16 protein-coding genes are annotated in these 16,856 nt (G+C 49.0%); 7 read left to right on the forward strand and 9 right to left on the reverse strand.

From position 1 onward, the window contains the following. Positions 1–95: 95 nt before the first annotated feature. Entirely contained in the window at positions 96–1,055 is a 960-nt protein-coding gene (locus AC5I6P_RS10165; protein WP_495693634.1) for a YegS/Rv2252/BmrU family lipid kinase, read from the reverse strand. A gap of 143 nt (positions 1,056–1,198) precedes the next feature. Between AC5I6P_RS10165 and AC5I6P_RS10170 the strand changes: the two genes are divergently transcribed. Further along, positions 1,199–1,456, forward strand: a complete 258-nt coding sequence (locus AC5I6P_RS10170) for a CRR7 family NDH-1 assembly protein (RefSeq protein WP_495693635.1) — start codon at positions 1,199–1,201, stop codon at positions 1,454–1,456. 51 nt (positions 1,457–1,507) lie between these two features. On the opposite strand, the gene AC5I6P_RS10175 is transcribed toward AC5I6P_RS10170, so the two are convergent. After that, entirely contained in the window at positions 1,508–2,101 is a 594-nt protein-coding gene (locus tag AC5I6P_RS10175; RefSeq protein WP_495693636.1) for a DUF2854 domain-containing protein, read from the reverse strand. Positions 2,102–2,260: 159 nt separating this feature from the next. Between AC5I6P_RS10175 and AC5I6P_RS10180 the strand changes: the two genes are divergently transcribed. After that, the gene (locus tag AC5I6P_RS10180) at positions 2,261–2,572 is read left to right on the forward strand and encodes a thioredoxin family protein (RefSeq protein WP_495693637.1); all 312 of its coding nucleotides are present in this window, start codon (positions 2,261–2,263) and stop codon (positions 2,570–2,572) included. Between the two features lie 70 nt (positions 2,573–2,642). On the opposite strand, the gene AC5I6P_RS10185 is transcribed toward AC5I6P_RS10180, so the two are convergent. Both AC5I6P_RS10185 and AC5I6P_RS10190 read right to left on the reverse strand, forming a co-directional pair. Further along, positions 2,643–2,858 (reverse strand): hypothetical protein, encoded by a 216-nt coding sequence (locus AC5I6P_RS10185; protein ID WP_495693638.1) that lies wholly within the window; start codon positions 2,856–2,858, stop codon positions 2,643–2,645. Next, on the reverse strand, positions 2,855–4,690 hold the full coding sequence (locus tag AC5I6P_RS10190) for a S8 family peptidase (RefSeq protein WP_495693639.1): 1,836 nt from the start codon (positions 4,688–4,690) through the stop codon (positions 2,855–2,857). The genes AC5I6P_RS10185 and AC5I6P_RS10190 overlap by 4 nt, the downstream gene beginning before the upstream one ends. A gap of 162 nt (positions 4,691–4,852) precedes the next feature. On the opposite strand from AC5I6P_RS10190, the gene AC5I6P_RS10195 reads away from it, so the two are divergent. Further along, complete coding sequence (locus AC5I6P_RS10195; protein ID WP_495693640.1) at positions 4,853–5,317, forward strand: hypothetical protein; 465 nt, start codon at positions 4,853–4,855, stop codon at positions 5,315–5,317. 59 nt (positions 5,318–5,376) lie between these two features. Here the strand turns inward: AC5I6P_RS10195 and AC5I6P_RS10200 are convergent, their stop codons facing one another. The 3 genes from AC5I6P_RS10200 to AC5I6P_RS10210 form a co-directional block, all read right to left on the reverse strand. Then, the gene (locus AC5I6P_RS10200; protein ID WP_495693641.1) at positions 5,377–5,934 is read right to left on the reverse strand and encodes an HPP family protein; all 558 of its coding nucleotides are present in this window, start codon (positions 5,932–5,934) and stop codon (positions 5,377–5,379) included. Positions 5,935–6,174: 240 nt separating this feature from the next. After that, on the reverse strand, positions 6,175–7,146 hold the full coding sequence (locus AC5I6P_RS10205; RefSeq protein ID WP_495693642.1) for a glycosyltransferase family 2 protein: 972 nt from the start codon (positions 7,144–7,146) through the stop codon (positions 6,175–6,177). Between the two features lie 9 nt (positions 7,147–7,155). Beyond that, positions 7,156–8,178 (reverse strand): Npun_R2821/Npun_R2822 family protein, encoded by a 1,023-nt coding sequence (locus AC5I6P_RS10210; RefSeq protein WP_495693643.1) that lies wholly within the window; start codon positions 8,176–8,178, stop codon positions 7,156–7,158. Between the two features lie 128 nt (positions 8,179–8,306). Here AC5I6P_RS10210 and AC5I6P_RS10215 point away from each other — a divergent pair, with 128 nt between their 5' ends. The 3 genes from AC5I6P_RS10215 to AC5I6P_RS10225 all read left to right on the forward strand — a co-directional run bounded on the left by AC5I6P_RS10215 (position 8,307) and on the right by AC5I6P_RS10225 (position 13,325). Then, the gene (locus AC5I6P_RS10215; RefSeq protein WP_495693644.1) at positions 8,307–9,539 is read left to right on the forward strand and encodes a glycosyltransferase family 4 protein; all 1,233 of its coding nucleotides are present in this window, start codon (positions 8,307–8,309) and stop codon (positions 9,537–9,539) included. Positions 9,540–9,617: 78 nt separating this feature from the next. Beyond that, positions 9,618–11,003 carry a hypothetical protein gene (locus tag AC5I6P_RS10220; RefSeq protein WP_495693645.1) on the forward strand — a complete coding sequence of 462 codons (1,386 nt, stop codon included), beginning with the start codon at positions 9,618–9,620 and terminating at the stop codon, positions 11,001–11,003. 561 nt (positions 11,004–11,564) lie between these two features. Further along, positions 11,565–13,325, forward strand: coding sequence for an iron uptake porin (locus AC5I6P_RS10225; protein WP_495693646.1), 1,761 nt, complete (start codon positions 11,565–11,567; stop codon positions 13,323–13,325). Between the two features lie 83 nt (positions 13,326–13,408). Here AC5I6P_RS10225 and AC5I6P_RS10230 read toward each other — a convergent pair whose 3' ends face one another. Then, on the reverse strand, positions 13,409–13,885 hold the full coding sequence (locus AC5I6P_RS10230; protein ID WP_495693647.1) for a hypothetical protein: 477 nt from the start codon (positions 13,883–13,885) through the stop codon (positions 13,409–13,411). Between the two features lie 46 nt (positions 13,886–13,931). On the opposite strand from AC5I6P_RS10230, the gene aroA reads away from it, so the two are divergent. Continuing rightward, positions 13,932–15,287 (forward strand): 3-phosphoshikimate 1-carboxyvinyltransferase, encoded by a 1,356-nt coding sequence (aroA, locus tag AC5I6P_RS10235; RefSeq protein WP_495693648.1) that lies wholly within the window; start codon positions 13,932–13,934, stop codon positions 15,285–15,287. A 126-nt stretch (positions 15,288–15,413) separates the two neighbouring features. Here aroA and AC5I6P_RS10240 read toward each other — a convergent pair whose 3' ends face one another. After that, positions 15,414–16,697: a glutamyl-tRNA reductase gene (locus AC5I6P_RS10240; protein ID WP_495693649.1), complete on the reverse strand. Its 1,284-nt coding sequence runs from the start codon at positions 16,695–16,697 to the stop codon at positions 15,414–15,416. Positions 16,698–16,856 lie beyond the last annotated feature (159 nt).

Genomic DNA, 16,856 nt, shown 5'->3' on the forward strand with positions numbered 1-16,856 from the left:
TGCTATCCCAGTTGATGCATTTTAGATCTCACTTAAAATAGCAGCTCCTACTGTTTATATATTCCATCGCATCAGCACAATGGTCAGGACTCTATCTAATCTTTAGATTCAATTACTAAATCTGGCAGTCCTTCCAGCTTTTCGGTTGCGGCAGCTTCTTCGTTGGGCGGCGGTAAGAAGACCGTTAAGCCTGCGGGAATGCAGTAGATATCGAGGGGAGTTGTGCCGCTCATCTCGCCATCGAGAACAACTTTCTGGGGTGGATTGGTCGTGATTTTGAACCGGCGCGATCGCAGGTAGCCAATATCGTCGCGATCGGCGGGATTGCCACTCAGCGCTGATTGAAATAAATGATACGTTGCGGTGATGGCACTGGCGCGATTGGCGGGAGCAACGATCGTTAAATCTAATAGTCCATCATCTACCACGAGCCCGGATGGGCCTTGGGCTAACACAGACGTGGGGGGAGCCGCGTTTGCAACGGTGAGAGCAGATGCTGTGAAAGAGATAATCTTGTCATCGGTTTCGACTTCGGTTTCAAAGTGTTCTAAGTCGCGCAACTGTCGTAAGCCTGCTAGAACGTATGCCAAAATCCCAAATCGATTTTTCGCCTCCCGATTTGCTTTTGCAACGGTTTCTGCTTCAAACCCAATTCCGGCAAGCAATACCATCGGGTGTCCATTACAGGACGCAATATCGATTTTTTGGGTGTAGTTCTTTAAGATGGTTTGACAGGCTCCCTCAATCGTGGTGGGAATTTCTAGGGCATTAGCAAATGCGTTTGCTGTACCCCGTGCGATCACGCCTAACGGAACCTCCGTCTGCATAAGCGCTTTTGCCGCCGCCGACACAGTACCATCGCCTCCAGACACAATGACCGCATCAACCCCGTGTTCGACCGCTTCTTGAGCTAGGACATCGGCTCCTACGTCTTCAGAGGTCAAACAAACGTCTAAATTGAGATCAGCCAGCAAACTCTTAATCAAGGCTAATTCTTGTTCGGAATCGCCCTGACCCGCCACAGGATTGAAAATCAGACGGACAGAACGCGACATAGGGGCACGATTCCTTAAAATGGGTATCAAAGAAATGATATGCCTTAGATAACATATCTGAAGCAGCTTCTAGTTCTCACCTACGGGAGATTTGAGTGGAAGAGAAAGCGTCACAATAGAACGTATTGAAATGAGATTAAACGATGCCAGATTCGTTAATGTATCAAGAAGACCACTTTGTGGTGCTAGAAACCAATCAGCCAGAGCAGATTTTGACTGCCGAGGAACTGACGCAGAAGCTGCGATCGCTCCTTGCCGCTCAACAAGATGCGTTGCCCAAAGATTTGCAGCAGTTCGCCTCTGTTGAGCAGCAAGTCGCTTACTTAATTAATACAACCTGTGAATTTGATTTGGCTCCAGGACAGTACTTGCAATGGTACGCTGTCCGTCTAGAGAAGTGAGACAATTTTTTAGATTATTCTGGCAAGCTAGCGATCTCTATTGATCCCAAGCTATTGCTCTAAAGTCGCCACAGCCGGATCGGGAGTTGCCACAGGCGAATCGGGAGTTGCAATGATGGACACTTCCACCTCGTCTTCCTCAGGCTGTGCCAACTTCACTTTCACCCCTGGGCCAAAAAAGTTGGTCATCTTCTCCTGTCGTTGCGTCCACACTTCAAATGGCAAATAGGAGGAATCAAACAGGAGAACCAACGTATAAGCTCCATAGGTGCTTTCTTCGCGGACTGCCATCAGTTCAGGACGTTGTTTCTCGATTGGGCTGAGTCCTAAGTAGCTTAAGGCGCTATCGAAATGTGCTTTTTGCCCATACCGAAAGCGAGTTACATCATTAAGAATTTGGGTCTGAGTCTTAGTCGCTTGCGTTTCTCGCAGCGCTAGCACCTCTGGCGTCGTCTGCGTCATGAATGGAACAGGTTTTAACTCAGTAATCTTGAGCGCAATTCCACCTAAGAACAACGGAATGCCGTAGAAAAAGCCGATCATGTTGAGCGCGGCATAATCGAGCAGATAAGCAGCGATCCCGATCACGGTGACGACACCACCGGCAGAAAGTAATAGCAGTCCGAACGGGAGTTTACGGAACATAAGCGGTATTGGTAAGGCAAACGTAATTAGGCTTATTATCCCTGTTTCCGGACATTGTTGTGGCACGGAGCGGACAACCCTAAAAAATCTTGCTAAAACCGTTTTGAACGCTCTGTAATCCTCTACGCTGGTTAATGCAGACGTGTTGGCATGACAGTTATGACTCGTGCAGTGATTAAATTTTCTTCGGAAGATTGTGGCATTTGCCACAAAATGGCATTTTATGACCAGAAGGTTTCAGAGGAGCTGGGGCTACAGTTTATCGATGTGAAGATGCAAGATACGGCAACCTATCGGAAATATCGAAAGGTTCTTCTAGCCCAATATCCGGATAAGGCAGAGATGGGATGGCCCACCTATATCGTATGCGACTCACCCGAAGGAGATTTCAGGATTATTGGTGAGGTAAAAGGCGGACATCCGAAAGGAGAATTTCGGACGAAGATGCAGAACGTGTTGAATCAGGCGTAATTGGAGAAGGTTGAATCAAGAACGCTCCAGAAGGTTGAACTTTCTGGAGCGTTCTTGATTTAGAGTGAGTTCAAAGAACTTTAAATGTTTTCACTTCTAAAACCGGGCCAATCATTGCGATCGTCATCACATCGTCTCGAATTTCACCATCAATTTCAACCTTGAGACCTTTTTTCTGAAGCTCACTCGGCGGCTTGTGGAGTTCATAAGATTTGCCATCCTCGGCGTCGAGTGCCCAAGTTCCGGTTCCAAAGCCTTTGTGTTGAATAACACCCGTTACAGTCATACGATTTTGTCCTCTGGTTTCATAGCAAGACGAGCCAAGCCGAAGCAGAGCAGAGCGTTGACGATCAGGTAGATGCGAGCGATCGCGCCGCCGCCAATCCACATTAAGGTCGGATCGATCGCAGCACTGGTGGCTAGACACACTGAAACACCAATGGATGACCCGATCGCAAACCACTTCCACTGCTGATGTCCCAACAGTAGCGCAAGCAGAAGACCTGGAATCAGAACACTGGCAGAAATTGGATTGAGCGCACTACTGCCCTGCACGGCACTACCTAGCTCAGGCAGCGAACTTCCCAAAAGGCGGAAGGGATATTGAGGCACATCAAATAGGTAGAGTCCTTTCAGGAAAAAGAAACCAGAACTGCCGCTAATTAATCCGGTTGCCAGTGACCAACTCCACGTAAATGGAAAGTAGCTGCGTAAGAACCAGGCAAGAAGATAAGAGCCAAGTACCATCGCCAGTTTAGGCAGTAGGGCAACCGCTCCGCCATCAATCCAGAAGCGCGGGTTGAGGTAGCCATTGTCTCGCAACCACCGGAAGAAATCGTTGAATGTAATTTTGCCTCTAAGTGCCAAATTAACGGCAGCAGCGGCATCAAGTTTCCCTGAGCCAAACTGGTTTAAGGTGTCGTCTTGAACTTTACGAGCCGATTCAGTTAGAACAGTTTCCACTTCGTCTGGATCTTTAACGCCAGCAGACTGTACGAGAGCCGCAACTCCTGCCACGTGAGGAGCTGCCATACTTGTGCCTTGAAACGCTGCGAAAATTGATTCTCCGGTCTGGGGGTTGAGCGTATTTTGCAGAATGCCGCCTGCTTCTCCGTTCGATGTGTCTCCTCCTGGAGCCGAAATATCTACGCCTGCACCAAAGTTGGAGTAGGGCGTTTTCTCGCCAGAAGCACCCAAGGCTGCAACGCCGATCACATGCGGATAGCGAGCCGGATAATTAGCCGCGTTTTGACCGGAGTTTCCAGCCGCCGCAATCACAACCACTCCTTTTTTGTGAGCGTACGCGATCGCTTCTTGCATTGCACTACTTTCACCGCCGCCACCCAAGCTCATGTTAATCACAGTGGCGTTATGATCTGCCGCGAATCGAATCGCTTCGGCAATGTCAGCAACCGTTCCACCGCCGCTGGCGCTGAGGACTTTGAGCGGCATGAGAGAGGCTTCATAGGCAATTCCGGCGACGCCAATGCCATTGTTGGTTGATTGCGCGATCGTCCCTGCGACATGGGTTCCGTGTCCGTTATCGTCTTTGGCATCCTCTTGCTCGCCTACAAAGTCATAGCCAGCGACAAACTTGGTTTCCTTGAGATCTGGCACTTGAGAAATACCCGTGTCAATCACGGCAACGGTGACGCCGCTTCCTTTCGTTTCTGCCCAGCCAGATTCAATGCTGATATTGTGGAGGTTCCACTGTTTGCTGTAGAGCGGATCGTTTGGGGCTTGTCCGCCGCTTGGCTGTGCCGATGACGCATCAACGACTCCTGATAGAGACGCTTCTGGAATGCTGTAGATGTAGTCAGGCTCGATATATTCAGTGTATTTAGAAATGTTGGAGCGTTTGAGCGCGTTAAGCAACTGACGATCGCCCTTTACGACATAGAGATGATCGGCTTCTGAAAAGCGACTATTGAGCTGAGGACGAACGTTGAACTGAGCCGCGATCGCATTGACTTGATTCTCGATCTCAGCGGTTCCCCTGTCTTCTCTAAAATCCAGCACAATGCTGTCGTATGTGCCCTTTGCGGCGAGTCCTGAAAAGTTAGAAACCGCCCATCCCAAACCGAGCAAAAACAAGCCAATGATCAGAAACTTTCTCATAGCCCTCTATCAAAAGTCGGAGTTGAACTCCAAGATAACGCAGGTGCTAGAGGGATGTAAGGATGAGGGAGGAGGGATGAAGCAAAACTAAATGTTTCAACGCGATACCATGATCGTATAGAGGCTTATCTTTTTCATCGCTCACCCTCATCCTTCATTCCTATGATCCACGGTCTTCTATGGCTCCCTTTGCTTGCCGTCTTTATTGGGCTAGCGTGGGCAGGCTGGAACGAATATCAAAAGCTAGAAACATATCGTCAGTGGGCAGATAGTTACGATCGCGCCAAGTTTGACATCTACTCAGTATTAGCTCAGAAGGGCGATCAGTTGACGTGGGGAAAGGCAACTCGTAAAGGAATCGTGCAGCCTCAAACGTTTTCGCTAAACGATGTGCAAGCGATTCGATTGCTGGTGGATGGTCAAGCCGTGGACTTGCAAGCCCCACCAGAACGCGGGAAAGCGATCGAATTAGAGTTTGAAATGTCTAACGCGTCGGTGCGAGTGCCGTTCACGCAGATAAATTTGGCGGCGAAGTGGGGGGAAGTTTTGTTGAAAGATTGGGGGAAGCTGCAATTGGTTCCGCCAAGTTCTGAAGAATCGTCTCTGTCTGGTTCTAACGGGTCGTAATGCTGCACAACAGCATCGCTCGTATCTTGGCCCACTTGTGTCTTGGCTTAGTGCAATTGCTATAGCCAGTGTTTTGGATACGTCCTTTCTTCAGCTAGGTTATTAAAAACCACAGCGCATAGCACCAAGATCAGCGATCCCTCCAAGGCAGGTGCCAGCAGGAATTGCCAGTCCGGTCTTGTCATCATTACGACTAATGCAACGGCTCCTGAGGGAGGATGTAAAGTTCCGGTAAGCTGCATAATTCCGATCGCACTAGAAACAGCCATTCCCATTGCCCAGGGAGAAGAGCCGAGAAGATGCAGAATAATCAGACTCACGAGAGCTGCTAAGAGGTTGCCCCCAATGACATTACGAGGTTGAGCCAAAGGGCTTTCAGGGACACCAAAGATTAATACGCTTGTAGCACCAAAGGGAGCCATCAGCAGAGGAGAATTCGTTTTCAAAGCCAGGTAAGACGTTGCGGTAATGGCTAAGAAACTACCGAACCAACTCCAAAAAACATGCCGATGATGAGGTCGATCAACAGGACAGGTTAAAGGACAGGCTCGCCATCTTCCCAAGGTTTTGAACCAATAGCTTTCCCATTTCAACCGAATTTTTTTATACTCGATCATAAAATGAACCGCCCGATAACCCTGCTTCTTAAGTTGAATGAAAGGCTTTACTAAAAGTTATACTACCATGACATTTCTTAAAAAACGCTCCAAAAAGTATTCAAATACACAGATTTTCCTTATTTCATTGCTTCGGTTTAGTGACTGAAGACGTGTTTAAACGAGAACACACCTTGCAAGAAGTGTCCAACGGGCTGCTTATTTCTGCGTCCTGCCGTATTAAATTTACGCGTATTAAACCTACTTGGTCTGACGAATTAAGTTAAAGGCGTACGATCGCACCCCACGTGGCAGCACAGAAAGCGCCATTCCTGCATACGCTTTAGCAGATGAAGCAGATCTTCCCGCCTGTACAAGTTCTCTGCCAACTTGCATTTCGCCTTTTTCGACTAATCTTAGTCCGAGCAACAATTGAGTTTCGGCTAAGCGCGATCGCCGCACTTTTTCTAATTCTTGCTGCTCAAATTGGAAGTTCTGTAAGTACGTTAATTTGTCTTTTAGATAAGGAATGGCGCGATCGATGCCTTGTTGCTCCGGGTGAACGCGGTATTCCATCAGGCGTTCGGGCAAATAGTAAGCTTGTTTATGCGCGTTTACCCCAGAGGGGAAATTGCTTCGCAACGCTAGCCGAACGAATAAATCGTTATCTTCGCAGTTTTGAATATTGGGACGCATATAACCCACATCAAGCAATGCTTGTCGCCGAAATAGCGTTGCTCCAATCTGAAAACTCTGTTTCACAAACACAACATCTAGCAAGTTAGAAACTAGACCCGCAGGTAAGTTCGTTCTGCCCCAGTTGTGAGAATTTTGTTCGGTTGCCGATGAGTCGCGCTGATTGTTTGAATCGATGATCCAATGATCGGTTCCAACAAAATCGACGTTCGGCGAGCGATCTAGAATTTGACTCGTCTTAGACAAAAAATCGGGCGTTAGGCGATCGTCATCGTCAAATTTAATAAAATACTTCCCGATCGCGGCCTCAAATCCAGAGCGCATGTTGTTACTTTTGCCCACATTTTGAGCATGACGCAGATATCGAATGCGAGAATCCTGATACGTTGTCATTAATTCCGATGTGTGGTCTGTCGAGCCATCGTCACAGACGATCAGTTGCCAATCTTGCTCCGTTTGCTGGAGAACACTCTCGATCGCAAATGGCAGCAGATGGGCACGGTTAAAGGTTGGAATGCAAACGCTAATTTTGGGCATCGGAGAATATTATGCCTGAACGAGTTTTTTGAGTTTAGAAACGTTGGTGTGCAGCGATCGCATCATTTTAGTTGTTGCAGTCGGAGCAATCAGTGCCTTCGGTTTCTGCTCTGGCGACTTGAGAAAGCGATAGTGCAGAAAGACATCTTTGTGCGGAATATCCACATCTTCGCCCCCACACAACCGAGCAAAATCTCTCGAAGCGTAGCTCATATAGTGAATGCGGTGAATCGGCTTTAATCCATCTTTGTTGTAGAGAATGTTGTCTCGATTGATAAATGGATCAGCGTTAGCACAGTTGCCCGTCCGATCGGAGCCGTTAGGGCTAAGCGTAAAGTTAAACATCGTGCACTCTTGAGCCAAGGTCAGATAGTTAAACATGGCTGAACTTGACCACCACGAGCGATCGCGAATCCAGTTGAGTTCTTGATCGTCCACCAAGCGTTTTTTTAACTGCATCAGCGTTGCATCGTTAAACATGCCGCGCCGCGCTGCAAAAAAACTATCACAGTGCAATAACGGACGAATTTCTGCTTCTTGAAATCTAATCCCGGGTTCGATCACATCGAGATTGAGTTCTGTCAGATCACGACGTTTTGCGTGTTCCCAATCGTTAAAAATCAGGTCGTAATGTTGAAGCTGACCTACCACATCGTCGATCGGCTTCATCGCTAATGTATCCGCATCGTAGAAGATAAATTGATCAAATCCGCCATCAAACGCGGCAAATTTGCGATGCACAAATCCGCCATACCAGCCCGGACGACTTGACTTTGAGCCGGTTGCGCGGGGATGAAACTGCCAAACGCTATTAAAAAAGTTATCCCATCGCTCGATCGCCAACCAATTATCAAACAGCGTTACGTTCTTACGAGTATTGATTTCGCGTTGTGTTTTCTCAATATTGCGATTGTAGGGAATTACACAGATAGGAATATCTGAACCAACATTTTGCTCAATGCTATTGAGTAAAGCGACAAATTGATCAAATACAGTATCATTAGCCAGCGTATACAGCCCAAACGAAGGCATATCAAATCTCCTATCAGGTTGAAATCAAGTCACGACTCAAAAAACGACAAATTATTGGGAACCCTGGATATCGTCAGTATTCCCGTGAATAACGATTCGTCTCACGGAATTCTCAAGGAAATGTCCCCATGAATATTTTGATGTTGTCCTCTACCTTTCCTTACCCCCCGACTAAAGGCGGAACTCAAGTCCGAACCTTTCACCTGTTGAATTACTTACAACAGACCCACGATGTCACCGTTCTCACTCAACGAACTGACGATGTCACCGACGCCGATGTTGCCGCTCTGCGTGAGCATGTAACAGAACTAGTTGTTTTTCCGCGTCCTCAGCCCACTGCATCCTCAGGACTAGCCGGAAAAGCCGCTCGGTTTGCAACCTTCTTGCAGCAAGGAACGCCGCCTAGCGTCTTATCTAGTTATTCTGTTGAAATGCAGGCGTGGATTGACCGCGCGATGCAAGATCAGAAGTTTGATGTGATCACCTGCGAACATAGCGTCAATGAATCTTATATCCGCCCCGAATTTCGTCAGCATATTCAAACCGTCGTGAATGTGCATAGTTCTGTGTACGGCTCGTGCAAGAATCAACTGCATACTCAAACATCTGAGAATGCATGGCGCGATCGCTTAAATCTGCCGCTCCTCAAACGGTACGAACAACGCTACTGCAAAAAATTTCTCAATATCGTTGTTACAACTGATGACGATCGCAATCAACTCTCCCAATTCAACCCGACCGCCGCGATCGATGTGATTCCTAACGGAGTTGATTTTTCGACCTTTCCCTATCGAACGTCTGATCCGGGGGGACACCATCTCGTGTTCATCGGCGCAATGGATAACCTCGCCAACATCGACGCCGCCCGATTTCTAAGTTTAGAAATTTTGCCTGCTGTTCAAAACCGCTATCCCGATGCGACTTTAGCGATCGTAGGTTCCCGCCCGACCGCAGAGGTGCAAGAACTCAGTCAGCAACCCGGAATTACCGTCACCGGACGCGTGCCCTCAATGGCTGAGTATTTGCACCAAGCAACCGCCTGTGTGATTTCAATGCGAACCGGATACGGAATCAAAAATAAAACGCTAGAAGCAATGGCAGCTGGAACTCCAGTCATTGCCAGCGATCGCGGTTTAGAAGGTCTGGCGGTAGACGGCAAGAATCCACAGCGAGCGCTCAGAGCGAATTCTGTTTCGGAGTATGTTGATGCTATTTCACGAGTGTTTGAAGATGATGATCTGCGATCGCAGCTTTCTCAAAATGCGCGATCGCTCGTTCAGTCGGAGTACACTTGGGAACGTGCGGGTCATCGATACTTGAGCGTCCTAGAGCAAAAAAGTCTTAGAGAAAAAACGTTTTAATTCTTCTCGCCCCATATACCATTCAAGCAGGGGTGTACTGAACCGATGCTCCGCCCATACTGTTGATCCGATTCAGTCATGAGATTACGTTTTCCCAAGGTCTCTTCTATCCCTCACCTCGGCTCGTTAGGAGTGTTTCTTACGATTGCCAGTGCGGCGGGATTGGTAGCGACTAGCGCCTGGATGAGCTTTCAGTTCATCAAAGATCCGAAATCTGTGGCTTGGATGAATCACTACCTACCTGAAGGCGCGAGAATTCCTTTGTCTGCGTGGGATGACCCAAAAACGATGGCAGAGGTTCAGGCTGACCTGAGAAAGAAAGGGTTACGGGCAGGCGATCCGATTCGAGTAGAAAGCGGCGCAAAATCTGCAAAGCGTACAGTTGATCTGCTGTTACCTGTTTTTCGCCTTGAGACAAAATGTTCGGACAACTGTGCTGATCGCCTGAGCGAACTGCGCGTCTATCGCAAAATTCTCAACCCCACTCCTCAAAAAAAGGAAGCGCTTCAATTTATCAATATTTTAGAGATCAATGAAGTCGAAGAATCGTTTGTCTTAGAGCCGTTAGCCAATGCACGAGTCATAGAGGCAAGCAGCAGCGATCGTAAGCTTCCTTACACTACTGTTGAGCGCTACGACAACACTCAAGGCATTTGGCTCGACTTGATGGGGACTCTCCGCCAAGGGGATTCTACTGTTGCCTATGGATCGGTGGTTTACTACAGCCCTGTCTCCACTACAATCAACGGCTTGATCAGTTGGACAAGTCCCGCTGGTCAATCTCCATCTTGGCAGAAAGTCTCTAAAGGTCGAGCACCCGAACTGCTAGTCAACCGAACGGTTGCCCTAGAGCCAGACTTTCAGGTTTATCAGCTTCAAACTGGTTCTAAGTCCACCCCATTCCAACTCCGACCGATTTCATTAAATAAAGCTGCGATCGACAGTGGCGCATTTACCGATGCGTTGCTGTTAGCCCGCAACGGGTTGTGGTCACCTGCGTTAGCCGTCATGCAATCTGTGCGAAAGCAACGCATCGACGAATGGACAGACACGGCCCAAGCTCAACTCGATTTAGTCGCTCGCCATGCCAAGGTCACCAAAACGCAAGCGGATCAGCCTTGGGCGAGCGTCAGTCAGCAGGTTCTTGCCAATCTGATTGATGGGCGTTGGGCAAAGTCAACTCAGGTGATTCAACTGTCGGCAGCAGATCGGAACGAAGTGCTAGATCTGCTGAAATTCGATTCAGGGCGCATTCAAAAGCGGATTAACGCGGCGCTGCAAATTAATCCTGCCCGAACCGAGGTGCAGACATGGGCTGCCCTGAGAATCGCTGCCAAACAAGGAAAGACGCCCGCGATCGCGTGGCTCAAACAACAGCCTCAAGATGACTATACTACTCGTGTTCAAGGTCTCAAATTACTGAATCAACTCGATTCTGAGACAAGCCTAGACAAACCGCTTTAAAGAGTTCTAGCGCTCCTTTGAACGGCACTCTACTAAACTTTGAACGGATTGGCAGAGTCACTTGCACCCCTCGCCAAACGTTCTAACTGAGAATTTTGTTAATTAATCCCCCTACCCCCCATTCAAAAAGTAGGCTAATTGCCGTAGAGTTGAGCGAGGTTGAAACGTTGTAAACCTAGGCATTGCCTTGCTCGAAGCGCTCTCTCTGAGCGGTTATAGCAAAGCGGTTGTCCCTTATTTCTACTGCCCTATTTCTGTAATCAGTGGCTGACTGAACTCGCGAAGTTCTTGTATCCCAAGAACTTCTTGACAATGAGTTGCAATATCACCTAATTACAAACTTAAAAATCATTCTCGCCGCCAACCATTAAACTAAAAATGAGAATGATTATCGAAACCGTGTCCTAAAGATTCTGTCTGGGTAGTTTAACTATTAGCTGGACAAAATAGCTGGACAAAAGTAGAGCGATCGCTTCGTTGTTGTAACACGTCGTTTCAACAACCTTTCATTTCAACAACCTTTCATTTCAACAACATTAGGTGTGAGAGTCGGAAAATATCATGTCAAATTGTTTTCGTAACATTCGTTGGGTTCACCCAATTCTTCTTGCTGTCGCAAGTCTAACCGTTGCGTCAGGCGTCGGTGCGGCTGAAGTATCTTCCTCATCCAAATCAATTGAGACGGCTCAAACTGAGCCACTTGCACAATCAGTTTCAGATGAAACTCCATCGGTTGCAGATCTTAGTACCGACAAGTCCTCTCTCGATCAAGTCACATCAGTGTCTCAACTATCGGATGTGCGACCGACCGATTGGGCATTTCAGGCACTGCAATCGCTCGTTGAGCGCTATGGCTGCATTGCAGGCTATCCTGACAGAACCTATCGCGGCAATCGCGCCACAACTCGCTACGAATTTGCAGCGGGGTTAAATGCCTGTCTCGATCGCGTCAACGAACTGATTGCTGCCTCTACTGCCGATCTGGTTAAAAAAGAAGATTTAGCTATCCTGCAAAGGCTGCAAGAAGAGTTTTCAGCAGAACTCGCAACCTTACGGGGTCGCGTCGATGCTGTCGAAGCTCGCACGACAACTCTGGAGAAACAGCAGTTCTCAACCACTACTAAACTGACCGGAGAAGTGGTGATTGGAGTTGCAGGCGTTGCCACGGGTGGAGATTTCATTCGGAATGCCATTCTAGATGCCAATGGTGACGAAGTTATAGATAATGGTTTTCCGAATGGCGTGGCGACGGGCGAAGTGAACGAGCGGGTCTCGAAGAATACGATTCTTGGTGATCGCGTTCGTCTAAATTTCGACACTAGCTTTACGGGTCGGGATTTGTTGAGGACTCGGCTACAAGCTCAGAACCTGGCAACCCTCCCTGCGAGTCTCAATGGCGAGTTGCTGACTCGCGAAGGCAACTTCCGATTTGCGTCTGAAGATGAAAATAATCAGGTCGGGGTAGATGCCCTACTCTATCAGTTTCCGTTGGGCGAAAAGACCACAGTGACGATTGAAGCGAACGCAGGCGCGATCGACGATTTCACTGATACTCTGAATCCTTACTTAGATGGCGATGGCGGCACGGGTGCGCTGACTCACTTCGGGACGCGCAACTCGATCTACTATTTGCTGACCGGTAAGGGACTGGGCCTTCGTCACCAGTTTAGTGATGCTCTAGAACTGAGTTTAGGCTATCTGGCCAATGATGAGACGGCTTCAAATCCAGCGGCCAGCAATGGTTTGTTTAACGGGCCTTACGGCGCGATCGCACAGTTGACTTTCAAACCAAATGAGCGCATTGGCTTGGGCTTGACCTACATTCACGCCTATAACAATGACTTCTCAGCGAACGGCGGCGTCGGCAGCAATAACGCGAACTTCCGCAACTTCAACGAACCTACGTCTGCCAATGCGTATGGTGCAAACGTAACCTTCCAGGTGAGTCCAAAACTGGTGCTAAACGGTGCGGTAGGTTATACCAACGCTCAATCTCTCGGAAACGGCACGAAGGGCAACCTAGATATTTGGAACTGGTCAGTCGGCTTAGCGGTTCCAGACTTGGGCAAAAAAGGCAGCGTCGCAGGCATTATTGTCGGCATGGAGCCGAAAGTGACGGGTGGTAGCGGTAATTTCAGAACCTTCTTCGGTCGAGATGTGGTCGATCGCAGTACGTCGCTGCACGTTGAAGGCTTCTATCAGTACCAACTGAATGACAACATTTCTATCACGCCTGGGCTGGTGTGGCTGACGGCTCCAGGACATGACGATCGTAATGATGACATCGTGATTGGCACGATCCGCACGACATTTACGTTCTAATTCTGTCGCTGTGCTTAATGACGAATCGCACGTTTACCAGTGACGTTGGTAGTCCGCAATTCCTCGGAGCAATTGCGGATTTTTTAATCGAGAATTTCTAAATGCAGAACATAGCTGCCAAGCTGAAGCGTTTCTGACCAAAGCTCATAATCTAGCTGCAACAGCTTTGGAAAGGGAGACTGCTCTAGCCAGAGGCTGCGAGTAAAATTGCGGAGTTGCAGCGACTGGTTTGGTTTCGCGGAGTCGTCCTGCAACCAGTATCGACTAAAGCCGTAGACGCCGCGCTGCCACAAGTGACGGTAGCTTAATTTGCCGTCCCCTTGCATCGTCATAGCAATGCGATAAGGCGAAATGTCGATCCAGATCAGCCGGGGTGTCGTTGCTATTGAGCCAGTTTTCCCGCGTGGTGTGGCTCCTTTGATGCATGGCTCGGTCAAGACCAAGTGAAACTGTTCGGCGCTCTTTTGATAAATCGTTCCCGTTGTTTCCACTTCTGACCAGATCGGTAGATCTCTGGAGACAACGTAGAGGCGAACAGGTTTGCGGTGCTGAGTCAGCATGAGGGGTGGTAGGATTACTTACGTTTAGTCAGTCTATCTGATCCCCATGGCAAATTCGACCACGATCGCGCTCAACGTTCAAAGTTCTCAACATGAACTCACCATCGATCGTTCTACGGAAGGGTCGCCCTTGCGGGGCCGAATTGGGATTCCGGGCGACAAGTCGATTTCCCATCGAGCGCTGATGCTGGGTGCGTTGGCAGAAGGAGAAACCATCATTCATGGCTTGCTGCTAGGCGAAGACCCCCGGAGTACGGCGAGTTGTTTTCGAGCGATGGGCGCAACGATTTCTGACCTGAATATGGCAGAAGTTCGGGTGCGCGGCATTGGATTGGGTCAGTTAGTTGAGCCAATGGATGTGCTAAATGCGGGGAACTCTGGAACAACGTTGCGCTTGATGCTAGGAATTTTGGCATCTCATCCGGATCGCTTCTTTACGGTGACAGGGGATGATTCGCTGAGATCGCGCCCCATGTCCCGTGTGGTCAAACCGCTTCAACAAATGGGTGCAGAAATTTGGGGGCGTCAGCAAAACTCGTTGGCTCCCTTGGCTATCCAAGGACGTGCCCTAAAGTCGATTCACTACCAGTCCCCGATCGCTTCTGCTCAAGTCAAATCTTGCATTCTGTTAGCAGGGCTGATGGTAGACGGACAAACCACGGTGGCAGAACCCGCCCTTTCTCGCGATCATAGTGAGCGGATGCTGCGGGCGTTTGGCGCACAGGTCAGTGTCGATCCGGAGGCCAAGAGCGTTACGGTGACAGGACGGGCAACCCTACACGGTCAGACCGTCATCGTTCCTGGAGATATTAGTTCTGCGGCGTTTTGGCTGGTGGCAGGCGCGATCGTACCTGGCTCTGATTTAACCATCGAAAATGTCGGTGTGAATCCCACTCGTACCGGAGTTTTAGAAGCGCTTGAAGCGATGGGAGCCGACATCACATTAGAAAATCAGCGCGATGTCGCAGGTGAACCGGTCGCCGATCTGCGAGTGCGTCACAGCCAGCTTAAAGCCTGTCGAATTGCAGGCGATCTGATTCCTCGGCTAATTGACGAAATTCCAATATTGGCGGTGGCGGCGGCGTTTGCAGAAGGAACAACGGTGATTCAAGATGCAGAAGAACTGCGGGTCAAAGAAAGCGATCGCATCACGGTTATGGCCACTCAACTGGAGCGGATGGGCGCACAAATAACAGAACGTTCCGACGGACTGGAAATCACAGGCGGATTTCCTTTAACCGGAACCGATGTTGATAGTTTTACCGATCATCGGATTGCAATGAGTTTAGCGATCGCGGCACTGAATGCAACAGGCAAAACGACGATTCACCGTGCCGAAGCTGCTGCGATTTCTTATCCTAATTTCACAGCAACCTTACAGCAGTTAATGACTAGCGGCTGATTTCGTTAAGCAATACATCGCCTAACTTACTTACCCTAAGCCGAAGCCTCTCGGCAACGAAATGCTGGCTCATCTCGTTGCCGAGCCAAAGTCTCAGAATGACTTTGAAGCGCGGGTGAGACAATCTCACACCCGCGCTTGCTCAGATGCCAAATTAAACAATACCTCTAGCGTTTCCATCGCCCGACGACGCGCTTCGATATCTTGCTGTGCCCGCAGCTGCACCATCGGATCGTGAAGAATTTTATTCACAATCCCTTTGGTCAACGCTTCAATCACTTCGCGATGGCGATCGCCAAACTCATTGCCTAACCGAGAAAGGGCTTTTTCCAGTTCCTGAGCCCGAATCGTTTCAATCTTGTCCCGCAGGCTGCTAATCGTTGACACCGTTTCGAGCGATCGCAACCAGCCCTCAAAGGCGTCTACTTCTTCCTCTAGCAATGCTTCCGCTTCCATCGCCATCTGCCGACGGCTTTCCTGATTTTGCGCCACCACCGCTTTGAGATCATCCACGTTAAACGCCTTGACGTGAGCCATCTCGTTGACATCGGCATCGACGTTGCGAGGAACTGCAATGTCAAACAACATCAAGGGTTGGTGCGGCTCTAAATAGGTTTCTAGCTTGGCGCGATCGAGAATCGGCTCGGTCGCAGAGGTGCTAGTAAAGACGATATCGGAATCTGCGATCGCCGCCATCATCTCCGACAACGGACGCAGTTTGAGCCGCGCATCAGGAAACTGATTAGCGAGTTCTTGCGCCCGTTCCATCGAGCGATTCAGAACCGTAATGTTGGTCGCCCCTTTAGAAACGAGGTGCTGCACGAGCAGGCGAGACATTTTGCCTGCCCCTAAGATCGTGATGCGATGAGCGGCAAGATTGGCTTTCATCTGCGCCAGTTCCACCGCCGCAGAACTAATTGAGACTGCCCCAGTTCCAATACTCGTTTCGGTGCGAACCCGCTTTCCCGCAGAAATTCCTTGCTTAAAAAGTTGATTTAGAACGCGCCCAACGCCGCTATGCTGTTGCCCCATCTTGTGACAGTGCTTTACCTGCGCCAAAATCTGCCCTTCTCCCAGCACTAGGCTATCTAGCCCCGATGCGACTCGCATCAGATGCGTCACAGCATCTTGGTGCAGCAACGTAAACAAATACGGACGCAGCATCGACGTCGGCAACTTGCTGTGCTCTGACAAAAACTGAATCACTTCTCGAATTCCAGGCTCTGTCTCAGACGTCACTAAATAAATTTCTAATCGGTTACACGTACTGAGAACTGCCACTTCTTGAACATTGGGACAGTTACACAGGTGGGCGATCGCTTGATCATAAACAGGTTCTGGAATACTCAGCTTTTCTCGAACTTCGACCGGAGCGGTTTTGTGGCTTAAGCCAACGACAGCAATGTTCATATTAAAAGGGCGCTCTAAAGTAAGGATGAGGGAGGGGGTTGCCCCGCGATTAGCGCACGCAACTCCGTAGGAACCACAAGGAGGGATGAGTGAGGGATGAAAGGGGCGTTAACAAGATATTTCAGATCACTGTAATTTGAATTCTTGATTTGTCCCTCT

The sequence above is a fragment of the Myxacorys sp. genome, assembly GCF_059501405.1.

Coding starts and splice junctions, on each gene's coding strand:
- AC5I6P_RS10180 (WP_495693637.1), top strand. CDS start 2,261: ATGACTCGTGCAGTGATTAAATTTTCTTCGGAAGATTGTGGCATTTGC.
- AC5I6P_RS10200 (WP_495693641.1), bottom strand. CDS start 5,934: ATGATCGAGTATAAAAAAATTCGGTTGAAATGGGAAAGCTATTGGTTC.
- AC5I6P_RS10240 (WP_495693649.1), bottom strand. CDS start 16,697: ATGAACATTGCTGTCGTTGGCTTAAGCCACAAAACCGCTCCGGTCGAA.
- AC5I6P_RS10195 (WP_495693640.1), top strand. CDS start 4,853: ATGATCCACGGTCTTCTATGGCTCCCTTTGCTTGCCGTCTTTATTGGG.
- AC5I6P_RS10170 (WP_495693635.1), top strand. CDS start 1,199: ATGCCAGATTCGTTAATGTATCAAGAAGACCACTTTGTGGTGCTAGAA.
- AC5I6P_RS10165 (WP_495693634.1), bottom strand. CDS start 1,055: ATGTCGCGTTCTGTCCGTCTGATTTTCAATCCTGTGGCGGGTCAGGGC.
- aroA (WP_495693648.1), top strand. CDS start 13,932: ATGGCAAATTCGACCACGATCGCGCTCAACGTTCAAAGTTCTCAACAT.
- AC5I6P_RS10230 (WP_495693647.1), bottom strand. CDS start 13,885: ATGCTGACTCAGCACCGCAAACCTGTTCGCCTCTACGTTGTCTCCAGA.
- AC5I6P_RS10185 (WP_495693638.1), bottom strand. CDS start 2,858: ATGACTGTAACGGGTGTTATTCAACACAAAGGCTTTGGAACCGGAACT.
- AC5I6P_RS10210 (WP_495693643.1), bottom strand. CDS start 8,178: ATGCCTTCGTTTGGGCTGTATACGCTGGCTAATGATACTGTATTTGAT.
- AC5I6P_RS10215 (WP_495693644.1), top strand. CDS start 8,307: ATGAATATTTTGATGTTGTCCTCTACCTTTCCTTACCCCCCGACTAAA.
- AC5I6P_RS10225 (WP_495693646.1), top strand. CDS start 11,565: ATGTCAAATTGTTTTCGTAACATTCGTTGGGTTCACCCAATTCTTCTT.
- AC5I6P_RS10175 (WP_495693636.1), bottom strand. CDS start 2,101: ATGTTCCGTAAACTCCCGTTCGGACTGCTATTACTTTCTGCCGGTGGT.
- AC5I6P_RS10205 (WP_495693642.1), bottom strand. CDS start 7,146: ATGCCCAAAATTAGCGTTTGCATTCCAACCTTTAACCGTGCCCATCTG.
- AC5I6P_RS10220 (WP_495693645.1), top strand. CDS start 9,618: ATGAGATTACGTTTTCCCAAGGTCTCTTCTATCCCTCACCTCGGCTCG.
- AC5I6P_RS10190 (WP_495693639.1), bottom strand. CDS start 4,690: ATGAGAAAGTTTCTGATCATTGGCTTGTTTTTGCTCGGTTTGGGATGG.